The organism is Pseudomonas sp. TWI923 (assembly GCF_039673365.1).
Lineage (GTDB): Bacteria > Pseudomonadota > Gammaproteobacteria > Pseudomonadales > Pseudomonadaceae > Aquipseudomonas > Aquipseudomonas sichuanensis.
In genome coordinates this window covers 18,200-34,339 of sequence record NZ_JBDJLM010000056.1, presented here as the reverse complement: position 1 = coordinate 34,339, position 16,140 = coordinate 18,200, and the positions used below count along the sequence as shown (strand labels likewise).

The 16,140-nt window shown below is 67.6% G+C and carries 12 protein-coding genes; 11 read left to right on the top strand and 1 reads right to left on the bottom strand.

The features are described from left to right. Window positions 1-939 precede the first annotated feature (939 nt). The 10 genes from ABE459_RS19120 (at window position 940) to ABE459_RS19075 (ending at window position 12,450) form a co-directional block, all read left to right on the top strand. Window positions 940-3,195 (top strand): TonB-dependent receptor, encoded by a 2,256-nt coding sequence (locus ABE459_RS19120; RefSeq protein WP_323829059.1) that lies wholly within the window; start codon window positions 940-942, stop codon window positions 3,193-3,195. A 346-nt stretch (window positions 3,196-3,541) separates the two neighbouring features. Then, a complete protein-coding gene (locus ABE459_RS19115; RefSeq protein ID WP_323829057.1) occupies window positions 3,542-4,600 on the top strand; it encodes an ABC transporter substrate-binding protein in 1,059 nt (352 codons plus the stop codon). After that, the gene (locus ABE459_RS19110; protein WP_125463770.1) at window positions 4,597-5,379 is read left to right on the top strand and encodes an ABC transporter ATP-binding protein; all 783 of its coding nucleotides are present in this window, start codon (window positions 4,597-4,599) and stop codon (window positions 5,377-5,379) included. Before ABE459_RS19115 ends, ABE459_RS19110 begins: the two co-directional genes overlap by 4 nt. Then, complete coding sequence (locus ABE459_RS19105) at window positions 5,376-6,161, top strand: ABC transporter permease (RefSeq protein WP_323829054.1); 786 nt, start codon at window positions 5,376-5,378, stop codon at window positions 6,159-6,161. The genes ABE459_RS19110 and ABE459_RS19105 overlap by 4 nt, the downstream gene beginning before the upstream one ends. Then, window positions 6,161-7,576 carry an amidase family protein gene (locus tag ABE459_RS19100; RefSeq protein ID WP_323829052.1) on the top strand — a complete coding sequence of 472 codons (1,416 nt, stop codon included), beginning with the start codon at window positions 6,161-6,163 and terminating at the stop codon, window positions 7,574-7,576. The genes ABE459_RS19105 and ABE459_RS19100 overlap by 1 nt, the downstream gene beginning before the upstream one ends. Beyond that, a complete protein-coding gene (locus tag ABE459_RS19095; RefSeq protein WP_323829050.1) occupies window positions 7,569-8,963 on the top strand; it encodes an amidase family protein in 1,395 nt (464 codons plus the stop codon). Before ABE459_RS19100 ends, ABE459_RS19095 begins: the two co-directional genes overlap by 8 nt. Then, window positions 8,960-10,135 carry an MFS transporter gene (locus tag ABE459_RS19090; RefSeq protein ID WP_323829048.1) on the top strand — a complete coding sequence of 392 codons (1,176 nt, stop codon included), beginning with the start codon at window positions 8,960-8,962 and terminating at the stop codon, window positions 10,133-10,135. Before ABE459_RS19095 ends, ABE459_RS19090 begins: the two co-directional genes overlap by 4 nt. Beyond that, the gene (locus ABE459_RS19085) at window positions 10,132-10,887 is read left to right on the top strand and encodes an ABC transporter permease (protein WP_323829046.1); all 756 of its coding nucleotides are present in this window, start codon (window positions 10,132-10,134) and stop codon (window positions 10,885-10,887) included. Before ABE459_RS19090 ends, ABE459_RS19085 begins: the two co-directional genes overlap by 4 nt. 10 nt (window positions 10,888-10,897) lie before the next feature. Next, complete coding sequence (locus tag ABE459_RS19080) at window positions 10,898-11,653, top strand: ABC transporter permease (protein ID WP_258706388.1); 756 nt, start codon at window positions 10,898-10,900, stop codon at window positions 11,651-11,653. A gap of 11 nt (window positions 11,654-11,664) precedes the next feature. Next, the gene (locus ABE459_RS19075; RefSeq protein WP_323829043.1) at window positions 11,665-12,450 is read left to right on the top strand and encodes an ABC transporter ATP-binding protein; all 786 of its coding nucleotides are present in this window, start codon (window positions 11,665-11,667) and stop codon (window positions 12,448-12,450) included. Between the two features lie 16 nt (window positions 12,451-12,466). Here the strand turns inward: ABE459_RS19075 and ABE459_RS19070 are convergent, their stop codons facing one another. Further along, the gene (locus ABE459_RS19070) at window positions 12,467-14,368 is read right to left on the bottom strand and encodes a potassium transporter Kup (RefSeq protein WP_323829041.1); all 1,902 of its coding nucleotides are present in this window, start codon (window positions 14,366-14,368) and stop codon (window positions 12,467-12,469) included. A 366-nt stretch (window positions 14,369-14,734) separates the two neighbouring features. On the opposite strand from ABE459_RS19070, the gene chrA reads away from it, so the two are divergent. Continuing rightward, complete coding sequence (gene chrA, locus ABE459_RS19065; protein ID WP_323829039.1) at window positions 14,735-16,099, top strand: chromate efflux transporter; 1,365 nt, start codon at window positions 14,735-14,737, stop codon at window positions 16,097-16,099. Window positions 16,100-16,140 lie beyond the last annotated feature (41 nt).

Genomic DNA, 16,140 nt, shown 5'->3' with positions numbered 1-16,140 from the left:
TGCTGCGCAAGTCTACATCTCGCGCCTTCGGCTACGCCGAAGGGTGCTGCGCACCAGGGCCCTCCAGTCACCTCCACTCGGCCTCCTGAAGTCGCAATTTGTGTTGCCTGGGCTATTGCGCGCTTAGAAGCAAGAGCAAAAGCAGATCAAGAGCAGATCAAGAGCAGTAATGCGGCTATCTAGGTTTGGCTGTTGTTTATGTGTTGTTTGTTCGGGCCCTATCGCCGGCAAGCCGGCTCCCACAGGTACAGCGCAAGGCTGAAAGTTCGCACTAACTTGTGGGAGCTGGCTTGCCAGCGATTGCGATCCTAAGTTCCCAACCAATCCAACTAGCGACAGCTAACGCCAGCCCAGGCGCCGCCCCTAACTTCGCGACTTCAGGAGGCTGAGCGTAGGCGTCTGGAGGGCCCTGGTGCGCAGCACCCTTCGGCGTAGCCGAAGGCGCGAGATGTAGACTTGCGCAGCAAGTCGGAGGCCGCGCGGGCCCGGAAGACGCCGGAGCGAAGGGACCCGAAGCGCAGCGGAGGGCCGTATGAATGGAGCGAGCGGTTTTTGGTTACTTTTTTCCAAGAAAAAAAGTAACCCGCCGTAAGGGCGGAAAGGTGACTACGCGTCGACATCACAAATGAATGCGCATACAACGTCCAAAACCAACACCCAACACCGAACGCCGAACGCCGAACGCCGAACGCCGAGCAACTAACAGACCAACGCCCCGCGTAAACCTGCCCCCCCAAGATCCCACCCCCGTCACTGCTGCCAGATCAGCACCCCATGAGCAATCAACTGCCCGCCGCTCAACACACCCCACCCTCAAAAACAAATAACCGTTAAAAATCAACAAGCTAGAAAACGCAAAAAGCTGGCACAAGGTCTGCTATGGCCTAGTACGCCGCGTGGCGCCCTCATAAATATTCTGCCAGTGACAACGGAGCCACCATGCCCATCCGCACCCCCATCAACCCCATCACCCGCGCCCTGTGGCACGCCAGCCTGCTGACCGGCGCCCTGGCCAGCCCACAACTGTTCGCCGCCGAACCCACCCCCGAGGACACCCCGGCAACCACCGCAGCCAGCCCGGCCCTGAAGACCGTCACAGTCACCGCCCAGCGCCGCGAAGAAAGCGTGCAAGACATCGCCAACGCCGTCACCGCGGTCAGCGGCGAGAACCTCGGCCAGACCGCCACCGACTACGTCGGCAAAACCCTGACCTTCGTGCCCAACGCCCAGGCCAAGAACCCCGACGGCGATGACCGCCCACGCTGGTACATCCGCGGCGTCGGCACCGGCGACGTCGGTGCCGCGACGGTGTTCCCGGTGGGCATCTACGCCGACGACGTCTACCTCAACGCACCGCTGGCCGGTGGCGACCCGCTGTTCGACATCGACCGCATCGAAGTGCTGCGCGGCCCGCAAGGCACCCTGTACGGCAAGAACACCACCGGCGGCGCGGTCAACGTGATCAGCAAGCGGCCCACCTTCGACACCGACGGCTACGGCACCCTCGCCTACGGCAGCAAGAACGAGCAGATCGTCAACGGCGCCATCGGCGGCGCCCTGGTCGAAGACCGCCTGGCCGCACGGGTGTCGATCTACTCCAAGGAGCGCGACGGTTTCGTCAGCAACACCAATATCGGCGGCGACAACGACGCCATCGACCGCAAGGCTTTCCGCCTGCAGTTCCTGGCCAAGCTCAACCCCGACCTGGAGGCGCTGTGGAACATCCACAACAGCGAGTCGCGCGGCAACGCCAACGGCCTGTTGCCGGTGGGCCGTTTCCCTTGGCTGAACGGCTACACCCGGCAGGACCCGCACCGCCGCTACATCGAAAGCAACGTCGAGAACAAATCCAAGGTCCAGCACGACGGCACCTCGCTGACCCTCAACTACGACCTGGGCGACTACCGCCTGACCTCGATCACCGCCTACGACCAGACCCGCCAGCGCGCCACCAACGACGATGACCTGACCCCGGTCGAAGGCGGCCACGCCTACACCAACAACCGCTGGCGCCAGTACTCCCAGGAGCTGCGCCTGGCCTCGCCGACCAGCGAAACCCTGCGCTGGATCGTCGGCGCCCACGCCTTCCACGAAGCCTTGATCAGCAAACAGGCCACCTCGGTGCTGGACAGCGATGCCGCCTACACCGGCATCGACTTCGACCACAACAGCACCAGCTACGCGCTGTTCGGCAACCTCGCCTACGACTTCACCGATGCCTTCACCCTGACCGGCGGTCTGCGCTGGACCCAGGAGAAAAAGGACATCGACCTGGACCTGCTGCAGTACACCGGCAGCGGTTTCACCGGCGGCGACGGCGGCGACTGGTGGGACTTCGGCAACCTGCAAGACCCGCAAGCCATCGCCGACGCAGGGGCCAACGGCAACGCCCGGCGCAACAAGACCTGGCGCGCGGTCACCTATGACCTGACCCCGGAATACCGCCTCACCGACAACCTGCGGGTGTATGCCCGCTACGCCAAGGGCTTCCGCTCCGGAGCGTTCAACACCGGTTTGTCGAGCAGCCTGGAGCAACTGAGCACGGTCAACCCGGAAACCCTGCACTCCTATGAGCTGGGTCTGAAGTCGGAATGGTTCAACGGGCGCCTGAACGCCAACGCCAACATCTTCTACTACGACTACGACGACATGCAGGTGAGCGCGACCACCACCACTGCCAGCGGCAGCATCGTCTCGCTGCTGGCCAACGACGCCCAGGGCAAGGCCAGGGGCGCCGAGCTGGAAATCCAGGCACGCCCGATCGACGACTTGCTGGTGCAGTTCAGCGCCTCCTACCTGGACACCGAGTTCACCGGCGACCTGTGGAAAGGCAACAGCTTCGTGCGCTCGCCCAAGCACGTCTACGCCCTGGGCCTGGACTACCGCCTGCCGCTGGACATCCCGGGCAAGATCAATATCGGGGGCGATGTGCGCTACCAGAGCAAGGAGTACTTCACCTCGGCCTACCAGCGTTCGGACTGGAACTGGCTGGACCAGGACGGCTACGCCCTGGCCAACGTGCACCTGACCTATGCCACTGCCGACGACAAGTACAGCGTCACCGGCTACGTCAACAACGTCACCGACAAGCAGTACCAGGTCCACGGGCTGTCGCTGAACCGCGGCAGCTCGCCGTACTGGGCGGCCTACGGCGATCCGCGTACTGCCGGTGTGAGCGTTACCGCCAAGTTCTGAGCCATCGCCAGCGCTGATGCGATCACCGTGTGTGTGTAGGAGCGGCCTTGTGTCGCGAAAGGGCTGCACAGCAGCCCCGGCAATTGTGTGGCATACGCAGATCCTGGGGCCGCTTCGCGGCCCTTTCGCGACACAAGGCCGCTCCTACACGGGGACCGCGTGGTTTGAACCGCTGCTGCTGGAGCAACACCCCGGCGCCCGGCACCTGCTGCCCCAGCAGCAACCCCGCACCAACGCCACCCCTGCCCAACGCCACAGCCCAGCAACGGCGCGGCTTTGCCCGCGCCCACAGGGCCTGGCATGCAACCTGCTATCTCAGCCTCAAGACATTCCCGGAAAGCCCGCCATGACCCCGACTACCGTGCGCACCACCCTCAGTGCCCTCGCCCTGGCGTTGGCCAGCCTTTCCAGCCAGGCAGCCGACACTGTCAAGGTCGGCCTCGGCCCGGCGCCGAACGTGGTCAGCCTGGCGCCCTTCGCCGCCGCCCAGGCCCTGGGCCTGTTCAAGGACGCCAACCTCGACGTCGAAGTCTTCGAGATCACCGACACCCTGCCCGCCCTGACCAGCAAACGGGTGACCCTGGCGGTGGGTCTGCCCGAGCCGATCCTCAACTATTACCAGCAGAACCCCGGCAAGACGCTGCCCATCGCCTTCTTCTACAACCTGCTGCCGCAGACCTTCGAGTTCGCCGTCGCCGCTGACTCGAACATCCAGCGCCTGGAAGACCTCAAGGGCAAGCGGGTCGGCACCGGGGCGCTGAACTGGCCGCAGGTGGACACCACCCGCGCAGTGCTCAAGTCGGTGGGCATCGGTGAACGGGACTTCACCTTCTCCGCCGTCGGCGTGCTCGGCGCGGGCTTCCACGCCCTGCGCAGCCAGCGCATCGACGCGCTTAATTTCAACGACAGCTGGAACGACATGTTCGAGCTGACCGGCTTCAAGCTGCGCCGCCTGCACTACCCGGACGCCTTCCGTGGCCTGGGCGCCGGGGTGTTCATTACCCATGCCGACACCCTGCGCGAGCAGCCCGAGCTGCTGGCCCGCTTTGGCCGCGCATACAACCAAGGGCAACGGGCCTGCGTGGCCAACCCGGCGTTCTGCGTGCGCGCGGTGTGGCAGCAGTACCCGCAAACCCGGCCGAGCCAGGGCGCGCTGATCAACAACGAGGCCGACGCGGTCACCCTGCTGAGCCGGCGCCTGCAGTTGATCGAAGCCGATCCCGCCGCCAGCCAGGGCCGCTTCGACCACGCGCGCATCACCGGTTACCTGACGGCCATGCAGGGCCAGGGCTACTTCAAGGGCATCGCGCTGGACCTGCCGGCGCTGTTCTCCAACCATCTGGCCGCGTCCTTCACCGACTATGACCGCGCAGCCCTCGACGCCCGCGCCAAGGCGGCCCAATGAACCAGGCCATCTTCCCCCACCTGGCCGACAGCGTGCTCAGCGCCCGCGACGTCGGCGTGCGCTACGCCAGCCGGCGCGGCCCGATCGACGCCCTGGCCGGGGTGGACCTGCGCATCGGCCGCGGCGAATTCGTCTCCATCCTCGGCCCCTCGGGCTGCGGTAAATCGACCCTGCTCAAGCTGGCTGCCGGCCTGCTGCCGGCCAGCCAGGGCGAGCTGCTGCTCGACGGCACACCCATCAGCGCGCCGCGCCGCGAAACCGGCGTGGTGTTCCAGAAACCCAACCTGCTGCCGTGGAAAAGCGTGCGCGCCAACGTGCTGCTGCCGGCCCAGACCCTCGGCCTGCCGAAGGCCCAGGCCGCCGCGCGGGCCGAGCAGGTGCTAGAGCTGGTCGGGCTGGCGGCGTTCGCCGACAACTACCCGTTCGAGCTGTCCGGCGGCATGCAGCAGCGGGTCGGCATCGCCCGCATGCTGCTGCACGACCCGCAGCTGCTGCTGATGGACGAACCCTTCGCCGCCCTCGACGCCATGACCCGCGAACACCTGATGCTGGAGCTGCAACGCATCTGGCAGGCCCAGGCCAAGTCGGTGCTGTTCATCACCCACAGCATCGCCGAAGCGGTGTTCCTCTCCGACCGGGTGCTGGTGATGTCGGCGCGCCCCGGGCGCATCGTCGAAAACCTCGCCATCGACCTGCCGCGCCCGCGCACCCTCGACACCCTGGCCGCGCCGCGTTTCATCGAACTCAGCCAACACCTGCGCAGGTACTTCAGCCCATGAGCCGCCTTCCCGCCTTCGCCTACCCCTTGATTTCGACGCTGCTGCTGTTACTCGCCTGGCAGTTGGCGATCAGCCTGTTCGGCGTGCCCGACTACATCCTCGCCTCGCCCCGCGACGTGCTGCTGGCCCTGTGGCAGGGCGTGCACCAGGGCGACCTGCTCAAGCATGTGTGGATCACCCTCGGCGAGGTGCTCGGCGGTTTTCTGTGCGGCTCGGCGCTGGCCTTGCTGCTGGGCGCCCTGCTTTCGGAATCGACGCTGTTCGAACGCTTCTGCTACCCCTTGCTGCTGGCCCTGCAATCGGCGCCCAAGGTGGCGCTGGCGCCGCTGATCCTGGTGTGGTTCGGCTTCGAGCACACCTCGAAACTGATCATCGTCGCCCTCACCTGCTTCTTCCCGCTGTTCGTCAACACCTTCTCCGGCATCCGCCGCGCCGACCCGGACCTGCTCGACGCCTGCCGGGCGTTCAGTGCGTCACACGCCTACCTGTTCTTCCACGTCAAGCTGCCAGCCGCCGCCGGCGACATCTTCGCCGGCCTGCAGATCGCCGTGTCGCTGGCGCTGATCGGCGCGGTGGTGGCCGAGTTCCTCGCCGCCCAGGGCGGCCTTGGCTTTCTGGTCCAGGCCGCCTCGGTAAACATGAACATGCCGCTGATGTTCGCCGCCGTGCTACTGCTCGCCCTGCTCGGGGTGGCCGGTTCGCAACTGGTGCGCTGGCTTGAGCGGCGGGTGATTTTCTGGGCCCGTGGCAGCCACGCCACCACCGACTCGGGAGACCGCTGATGAGCGCCCTGTACCTGGATATCGCCGGGCTGACCCGGGCCTATCGCCAGCTTGAACTGTCGCCGCTGGCGGTGATCGAGCAGGTGTTCGCCCGCATCGACCGGCTCGACCCGACGCTGCGCCTGTTCACCTGGCTCGACCGCGAGCACGCCCTGGCCCAGGCCCGCCAGGCCGCCGCCGACTACCGCGAGGGCCGCGCCGTCGGCCCGCTGCACGGGGTGCCGGTGTCGATCAAGGACAACCTCGGTGTGGCGGGTGCGCCGCAGACCTTCGGCTCGCGGCTGTATCAAGACCACCACGCCCGCGAAGACAACGTCGCGGTCCAGCGCCTGCGCGCTGCGGGGGCGATCGTGGTGGGTATCACCACCATGCCGGAGTTCGGCACCAAGGCCACCACCGACAGCCCCCTGCATGGCATCAGCCGCAACCCCTGGGACCCCGCGCGCACCCCGGGCGGCTCCAGCGGCGGTTCGGCCGGCGCGGTGGCGGCCGGCATCGGCCCGCTGGCGCTGGGCACCGACGTGGCGGGCTCGGTGCGCATCCCGGCGTCCTGCTGCCACCTGGTCGGGCTTAAACCCACCCTCGGGGTGATCCCGGTGGTGGAAGCCGTCGACGGTTTCGCCCAGCTGGCCCACATCGGGCCGCTGACCCGCACGGTCGCCGACAACGCCCTGGCCCTCGAGCTGCTGGCCGGCGCCGACCCGCGCGATCCATGGTCGCTGGGCCTTGTGAGCCAGGACTATGCCCGCCAGGCGCAACCCGACGGGCGCCTGGACGGGGTGCGCATCGCCTGGCTCGACCTGCCCATCCCGGACGTCGATCCGCAGGTCATAGCCATTGGCCTGCAGGCCCTGGAGCGGTTGCGTGCCCTCGGCGCCCAGGTCACCCGCATCGACTTCGACCTGCACGGCGATGCCGAGCGCTTCGGCATTCTGGTTTCCAGCCAGCACCACGCCCGCTATGCCCCGCGCCTGGCCGCAGACGCCGCGCTGTTCGACCCGGTGTACCGCCAGCGCCTGGAGCGCAGCGCCGACATCGACTGGCAAGCCCTGGGCGATGCCGGCGAAGCGCGCAACCGGGTGTTCGGCCGGGTCCAGGCGCTGTTCGCAGACTTCGACTTCCTCGCCAGCCCTACCCTGACCCGGCCGCCCATCGCCGCCGAAGCGGGCCTGGCCGGCAACAGCGAAGGCGCGCAACAGGCGCGCCATTACATCGACTACCTGTACCCCTTCAACCTCAGCGGCCACCCGGCCTTGAGCCTGCCCGCCGGTTTCAGCGCCGATGGCCTGCCGGTGGGCCTGCAACTGGTCGCGCCCTGGTACGCCGACGGCCCGCTGCTGAAAGTGGCGGCCGAACTGGAAGCCCTGCTCGCGCTCACCGACCGCCACCCCGACCTGGAGCCTTTCGATGCCTGACCCGACCCTGCTGCCCGTCGCCGAACAGGTCAGCCTTCTGCGCAGTGGTGCGCTGTCACCGGTCGAGCTGATCGACCAGAGTTTCGCCCGCATCGACGCCATCGACCCGCACCTGCGCCTGTTCACCTGGCAGGACCGCGAGCGCGCCCGGGCCTCGGCCGTGGATGCCGAGCGCCGCTACCGCGCCGGGGGTGAGCTGCCGGCGCTGCTGGGCGTACCGTTCACAATCAAGGAGCAGATCCCGGTGGCCGGCGCGCCACAAACCTTCGGTTCGGCACTCTACCGCGACCACGTCGCCAGCGCCGACGACCCCAGCGTGCAGCGCCTGCGCAACGCCGGGGGCATCCTGCTGGGCACCACCACCATGCCGGAGTTCGGCGCCAAGGCCAGCACCGACAGCCGCCTGTTCGGCATCACCCGCAACCCCTGGGACCCCAGCCGCACCAGCGGCGGCTCCAGCGGTGGCGCGGCGGCAGCGGTGGCGGTGGGCGCCGGGGCGATTGCCGTGGGTACCGACATCGCCGGCTCCGTGCGCATCCCCGCCAGCTGCTGCGGCGTGCTCGGCATCAAGCCGACCCTCGGGGCGATTCCCCAGGTGCATGCCCTCGACCTGTTCAACGCCCTTGGCCATCAGGGCACCCTGACCCGCAGCGTGGCGGATGCCGCACTGGCACTGGAGGTCTTGATCGGCCCCGACCCCAGGGACCCCTGGTCGCTGCGTGCGCCCCGCCGGGCACTGCGCGACGCCGCCCGGGCCGACGGCGACCTGCGCGGCCTGCGAGTTGCGTGGTTGCCAGAGGTCGGCAAAGGCCCGGCCGATGCCCAGGTGCTGCAGGCCGGCGAGCGCGTGGCCAACGCCCTGCGCGAGGCCGGCGCCACGGTAGAACAGCATCGCCTGGACCTGAGCGACAGCGGCGCTGCCTTCGAGCCCACGGTGCTGGCCCTCAAGCGCCGCTTCCTCGGCGAGCGCTACCCGGCCCAGGCCGATCAGCTCGACCCAGGCTTTCGCGGCTGGCTGGACGCCCGCTTGCCGCAACTGAGCGCTGATGAACTGCAGCACGCGCAGTTCGCCCGGACCCGCCTGCTGCGGCGTATCCAGGGGCTGTTCGCAGAGGTCGACGTGCTGCTCACGCCGGCCCTGTCGGCGCCGCCACTGGCCGCCGACGGCACGGACGGCGACTTCGACTGGATTCACTACCTGCACCCGTTCAACCTCAGCGGCCACCCGGCCCTGAGCCTGCCCGCCGGGCTCAGCCGCGAGGGCTGGCCGCTGGGGGTGCAGCTGGTTGGCCCGTGGTACGCCGAGGACCGCCTGCTGCGGGTTGCCGCGCACCTGCAACAGCGCCTGCCCTGGGGCACGCCAGACCTGGGGCGCTGGCTGCCATGAGTCACCCTGCAAGCGGTTTTCTGCCGCGCTTCCTGCTGCTGGCGCTGGTCAGCGGCGCCACCGTGGGCATGGCCAAGATCGTCATCACCCTGTACGCCCTGGCGCTGGGCGCCGACGCCTGGCAGATCGGCGTCATCGCGGCGATGGAGGCCCTGGGCATGCTATTCCTGACCCTGCCTGCCGGCTTCGTCATCGCCCGTTTCGGCGCGCGCCGGGTGTATGCCCTGTCCAGCCTCGGGCCGATGCTGGTCAACCTGGCGATCCCGCTGTATGCCGCCTGGTGGTGGCTGGCCCTGGGGCAGCTGCTGATCGGCCTGTTCATCCCGTTTCGCATCGTCGCCATGAACGGCAGCTTCCTGCGCCAGCTCAAGCACCTGGGCGCCGACAAGGCCGGCTGGTACCGCGGCGCCCTGACCCTGGGCCTGGGCCTGCTCGGCCCGCTGCTGGGCAACGCCTTCAGCGAGCGCGGCGCGTTCTCCCTGGCCTTCATGTTGATTGCCGCCAGCTTCGCCGGCATGGCGCTGTACAGCCTGCGTTTCTGGGAGGGCGCCGGCGACGCCAGCCCAAACGGCACGGCCCCGGCCAGCGGCATGCTGGCCCAGGTCCGCCAGCTGCTGGGCGAGCGCAGCATCCGCCAGAGCTGCACCGTGGAGCTGAGCAACAGCGCCACCACCAGCCTGTTCACCACCTTCATCATCCTCCTGGCCCTGGAAGGCGGCGTGCCTCAGGGCCAGGCGGTGAGCCTGGTGATGATCGAAGCGCTGTTCGCGGTGCTTGCCCTGTTCGGCCTCGGCCGGGTGTTGCGCTCGACCAGCCCGGGCCGCGCCTATGCCCTGGGCCTGGCGCTGGCGATCACCGCCCTGCTGGTGTGCGGCCTGGGCCATGGCTACGGCTGGCTGGTGCTGGCGGCGGTGCTGGTGAGCCTGGCCACGGCGACGGTGCACCTGGTCAACATGGCTCGCCTGAGCCAGCGCCGCGAGGACAGCAGCAAGCTCTCCGGCCTTTTCAACCTGGCATCGATGGCCGGCAGCTTCGGCGGCGCCCTGCTGGGTGGCGCGATCAGCCACTTCACCGGCCTGGCCAACCTGTTCCTGTGCTGGATCCCGCTGTTGTTGCTGGTGGCCTGGTGCTGCCGGCAGCCCCGCCAGCAGGTACAGGAGGTGGTGGCATGAAGCGTATCGGCTACCGCCTGAGCGGCCTGGCTTCACCGCTGTTGCTGTTGCTGGCCTGGCACTGGGCGGCCAGCGCCGGGCTGTTCCCGGCCAACCTGCTGATCGCGCCGGCAGCGGTCTGGCAGACCTTTGTTGAGCTGTGCGCCAGTGGTGAGTTGCCCGAACACCTGGCGTTCAGCCTGCTGCGGCTGGCCCAGGGCTTCGCCTTTGGCAGCGCGGCGGGCCTGGGCTTCGGCCTGGCGCTGGCATTGTCAGCGCGGGTCGAGGCCTATTGCGCGCCGCTGTTCCATACCCTGCGCCAGCTCCCCAGCCTGGCGCTGATCCCGATGTTCGTGCTGCTGTTCGGCATCGAAGAGCTGTTCAAGGTCGCCATTGTCGCCCTGACCGTGTTCTTCCCGGTGGCCCTGGCCACCGCCGAGGCGGTGCGCCACATCCCCCAGCGCTACCTGGAAGTGGCCCGGGTGTATCGCCTGCCCTGGTACAGCCTGCTGCTGAGCGTGGCCCTGCCCGCCGCCACGCCGGGCATCGTCACCGGCCTGCGCATTGCCCTGACCCGCGCCTGGGTGGTGCTGGTGGCCTGCGAGCTGCTGGCCGCCGACAGCGGCCTGGGGCAGATGATCGAGATGGGCCGGCAGATGCTGCGCATCGATGTGGTGATGGTCGGGGTGGTGGTCACCGGGGTGATCGGTTTCACCCTGGATGTCGGCCTGCGCCGGGTCGAACGACGCTTGTCCGGCTGGCAAAGCCGCTAAGGAGCTGCTGATGAAACTGAACGCACTGCGTGGCCTGCTGCTGCCGTTACTGCTGCTGGCCGCCTGGGAATATGCCTCGCGCCAGAGCACTGCCGGCGCCTACGCTTTCGTACCCTTGGCCCAGGTGGGCGCGGCCCTGGCCGAACTGCTGGGCAATGGCGAACTGCTGGTCAACCTGTGGGCGAGCCTGCTGCGCACCTGCATCGGCCTGGCCGTGGGCATCGTCGCCGGCACCGCATTGGGTGCCCTGATGGCGCTGTCGGGCCTGGCCAACCGCCTGATCGCACCCTTGTTCCACGCCCTGCGCCAGGTGCCGATGCTTGGCTGGATCCCGTTGATCGCCCTGTGGCTGGGCAACGGCGAAAGCGCCAAGCTGCTGATCGTCAGCCTCGCGGCGTTGTACCCGATGGTGCTCAACACCTTCGAAAGCCTGCGCCAGGTCGAGGGCCAGCACCGCGAGGCGGCCCGGGTGCTGATGCTCAGCCGCAGCCAGCAGCTGGGCCTGATCCTGCTGCCGGCCGCCTTGCCGGGCATTGTCGCCGGCGTGCTGCAGGCCCTGGCCTTCGCCTGGGTGACGGCGGTGGGCAGCGAACTGTTCCTGGCCTCCGGTGCCGGCCTGGGCAGCCTGATGATGAACGCCGAGGCCGGCGCGCGCATGGAGATCATCCTGGTCTGCGTGCTGTGCATCGGCCTGTGCGGCTATGTGATGTCCTGGCTCTGCACCCTCCTCGCCCGCCGCCTGCTGCGCGGCCATCCGACCCCTTGAAAGGCCCGACCATGAACGCCATCGCTCCCAAGCTTGACCCCAGCACCGCCACCGGCGCGCTGTCCATCCGCGGCCTGAGCAAGTGCTACCCGCTCAAGGGTAAACAGGTGCCGGTGCTTGAAAGCATCGACCTGGACATCCGCCCCGGCGAGTTCGTCAGCATTCTCGGCGCCAGTGGCTGCGGCAAGTCCACCCTGCTGCGGCTGGTCGTCGGCCTCGACCAGGACTATCAAGGGCAGATCCTGCTCGACCAGCAGCCGGTGCGCGGCCCGGGCCTGGAGCGCGGCATCGTGTTCCAGGACCATCGCTTGTTCCCATGGATGACCTTGCAGCAGAACATCGCCCTGGCCCTGAAGAACCACGCCCTGCCCGCCGCCGAAAAAAACCGCCTGGTGGCCGAGCACATCGACCTGGTGGGCCTCACCGGCTTTGAGAGCGCCTACCCGCACCAGCTCTCCGGTGGCATGGCCCAACGTGCCGCGATTGCCCGGGCACTGGTGAACAAGCCCAAGGTGCTGCTGCTCGACGAGCCCCTCGGCGCCCTCGACGCCCTGACCCGGGTGCGGCTGCAACAAGAGCTGCAACGGATCTGGGTGCAAGAGCGCTGCACGGTGATCATGGTCACCCACGACATCGAGGAGGCGCTGTACCTGGGCGACCGGGTGATCGTGCTGGATGCCCACCCGGGCCGCATCCGCGAGGACCTGCGCATCGACCTGCCGCACCCACGGCAGCGCGACAGTGCGCTGCTGCAGGGCTTCAAGCAACGGTTGCTGGGGGAGTTGGTCGGGCACTGAACAGGGCCCGACCTGCTTACATCTCGACCTGGGTCCCGAGCTCGATCACCCGGTTCAGAGGCAACTGGAAGTACTTGAGGTTGCTGTTGGCATTCTTGAGCAGGAACGCGAACAGGTGTTCACGCCACCTGGCCATGCCCATGCGCTTGCTGGCGATGACGGTTTCCCGGCTGAGGAAATAGGTGGTGCGCATGGCGGCGAATTCCAGGTCGTCGCGCTGGCAGCGGCTCAGGGCCAGCGGCACGTTGGGCTCTTCCATGAAACCGAAATGCAGGCTTACGCGGAAGAAGCCCTCACCGAAGGCTTCGACCTCGAAACGCTTGCCCACGCTGACCCGCGGTTGGTCCTCGAACACCACCGTCAGCAGCACCACCTGCTCGTGCAAGACCTGGTTGTGCAGCAGGTTGTGCAACAGCGCGTGCGGCACCGCTTCGGGCCTGGCGCTGAGGAACACCGCCGTGCCCGTGACCCGGTGGGGTGGCTGGTACTTCAGGCTGGCGATGAACAGGTCGAGCGGCAGCGCGCCTTCGTCGAGCCGCTCGACGATCAGCCGGCGCCCGCGCTTCCAGGTGGTCATCAGCACGAACAGGGCGACCCCGGCGATCACCGGGAACGCACCGCCCTGCAAGATCTTCGGGGCGTTGGCGGCAAAGTACAGGCTGTCTACCAGCAGGAAGCCCAGCAACAGCGGGATCGCCAACCAGCGTGGCGTTTTCCACAGCAACAGCACCACCGCCGAGGCCAGCAAGGTGGTGATCAGCATGGTGCCGGTCACCGCAACGCCATAGGCGGCAGCCAGTGCACTGGACGACTCGAAGCCCACCACCAGCAGTACCACGCCGACCATCAACGCCCAGTTGACCATGCCGATGTAGATCTGCCCCTGCTCTTCGCTGGAGGTGTGCTGGATGAACATGCGCGGCACATAACCGAGCTGAATGGCCTGCCGGGTCAGGGAAAAGGCGCCGGAAATCACCGCCTGGGAGGCGATGATGGTGGCCAGCGTGGCCAGCCCGACCATGGGCAGCAGGGCCCACTCGGGGGCGAGCAGATAGAACGGGTTGCGCACCGCGTCCGGGTTGCCAAGGATCAACGCGCCCTGGCCGAAGTAGTTCAGCACCAGGCCCGGCAGCACCAGCAGGAACCAGGCCCTGGCGATGGGCTTGCGGCCGAAGTGCCCCATGTCGGCATACAGCGCTTCGGCGCCGGTCAACGCCAGCACCACGGCGCCGAGGATGGCCACGCCCATGCCCGGGTGCGCCACGAAGAACTGCACCGCCCAGGCCGGGTTGAGCGCCTGCAGCACCTCGGGGCGCTGGGCGATGCCATGCACGCCAAGCGCGCCGAGCACGACGAACCACAGCATCATGACCGGCCCGAACAGGATGCCGATACGCGCGGTGCCGTGCTTCTGGATGACGAACAGCGCCACCAGCACCACCACCGACAACGGCACCACCCAGTGCTCGATGCCGTCGAAGGCCAGTTGCAAGCCTTCCACCGCCGAGAGCACCGATATCGCCGGGGTGATCATGCTGTCGCCATAGAACAATGCGGCGCCGAACAGCCCCAGCAGCACCAGCACCTTGCCCAGGCGCGCATAGGGCGCCGCGGCCCGGTGCGCCAGTGCGGTCAGGGCCATGATGCCGCCTTCGCCCTGGTTGCTGGCGCGCAGAATGAACAGCACGTACTTGATCGACACCACCCAGACCAACGACCAGAACACCAGCGACAATACGCCGAGCACGCCGACGGTATTGGCCTGGACGCCGTAGTGGCCGGCGAAGACTTCCTTGAGGGTGTACAGCGGGCTGGTGCCGATGTCGCCATACACCACGCCGACCGCGGCAACGAGGGTGCCGATTGCGGTGGTCTTGCCGGGATGGGTTGGGGTTGCAGCGGTAACGCTCTGGCTCACGGATGACGTCTCTGGGCTGGCGGGTGGAAAGCGCCTGCCCTCCCTGTGCATGACGACCTCGCGTGGCGCCCGCTCCGCCCCAAGCTACCTGCCTGAGGCCCTGCGGACCGGGCAGCAGAGGCGGCCAGTATCCTTGCAAGCGATCTGGCCGGCCGTAAAAAGAGCGTAAAAAAGCACGGTATCCGCGCCCCCAGGCCAATCGCAGCGGCCGGTGCTGCTGGGATGTGGGTCGGGCAGCGAAACCGGGCTTTCGACTTCGAGCGGATATCGATTAATGTTCTGCGCACCCCCACCGACTGCGGCGCCGCTCGGCAGCCGAAGGTGGGTGACTCCTGCTGACGGTTTTGCCACACGAGGGCATCGACAATGAGTGAAGGCAGCACCCCAGTCAGCGAACAACCACGGGCGGCCAGGCAACCGATAAGCCTGGCCGAAGCCCTGCGCTTCTGGCTCAAACTGGGCTTCATCAGCTTTGGCGGGCCCGCCGGGCAGATCGCGATCATGCACCAGGAACTGGTGGAGCGCCGACGCTGGATCAGTGAAAAACGCTTCCTGCACGCACTTAACTACTGCATGTTGCTGCCCGGCCCCGAGGCCCAGCAGTTGGCCACCTACATCGGCTGGCTGATGCACCGCGCCTGGGGCGGCGTGATTGCCGGCGCCCTGTTCGTGCTGCCGTCGCTGTTCATCCTGATCGGCTTGTCGTGGGTTTACCTGGCCTTTGGCGAAGTGCCGGTGGTGGCCGGCATCTTTTACGGCATCAAGCCTGCGGTGACCGCGATCGTGTTGCATGCGGCCCACCGCATCGGCTCGCGCGCGCTGAAGAACGGCTGGTTGTGGGCCATCGCCGGCGCGTCGTTCGTGGCCATTTTCGCCCTGAATGTGCCGTTCCCGCTGATCGTGCTGGTGGCCGCTATCGTCGGCTATGCCGGCGGGCGACTGGCGCCCGGCACCTTCGTCATCGGTGGCGGCCATGGCGCCGCCCGCCAGCACTACGGGCCGGCGCTGATCGATGACGATACGCCCCCACCCGAACATGCGCGCTTTCGTTGGCGGCACCTGCTGCGCCTGGTGATGATCGGCGCCGCGTTATGGCTGCTGCCCATGGGGCTGCTGACCCTGGCATTCGGCTGGGACGGCACCCTGACGCAAATGGGCTGGTTCTTTACCAAGGCCGCCCTGTTGACCTTCGGCGGTGCCTACGCGGTGTTGCCCTACGTGTACCAGGGGGCAGTCGGCCATTACGGCTGGCTGTCGCCCACGCAGATGATCGACGGCCTGGCACTGGGGGAAACCACGCCAGGGCCTCTGATCATGGTGGTGGCATTCGTCGGCTTCGTCGGTGGCTACCTGCAACCGATGTTCGGTGCCGAGCATCCGTTGCTTGCCGGGGCGCTCGCGGCAAGTTTGGTCACCTGGTTCACCTTCCTGCCGTCGTTCCTGTTCATTCTTGCCGGCGGCCCGTTGGTGGAATCCACCCACGACGAAATGAGGTTCACGGCGCCGTTGACCGCGATCACGGCTGCCGTCGTAGGCGTGATCCTCAACCTGGCGCTGTTCTTCGGCTACCACGTGCTGTGGCCCAACAGCTTCGCTGGGGCATTCGACTGGCCTTCGGCGCTGATTGCCGCAGGCGCGGCGCTGGCATTGTTCCGCTGGCGCCGTGGGGTGATTCAAGTGCTGCTCGCCTGTGCCTTGGCGGGCCTGGCAGTGCACATGTTGCGGGGCTGAGCGCGCAGGCCGGCCGACAGTGTCGGCCGGCCCATGCTGGG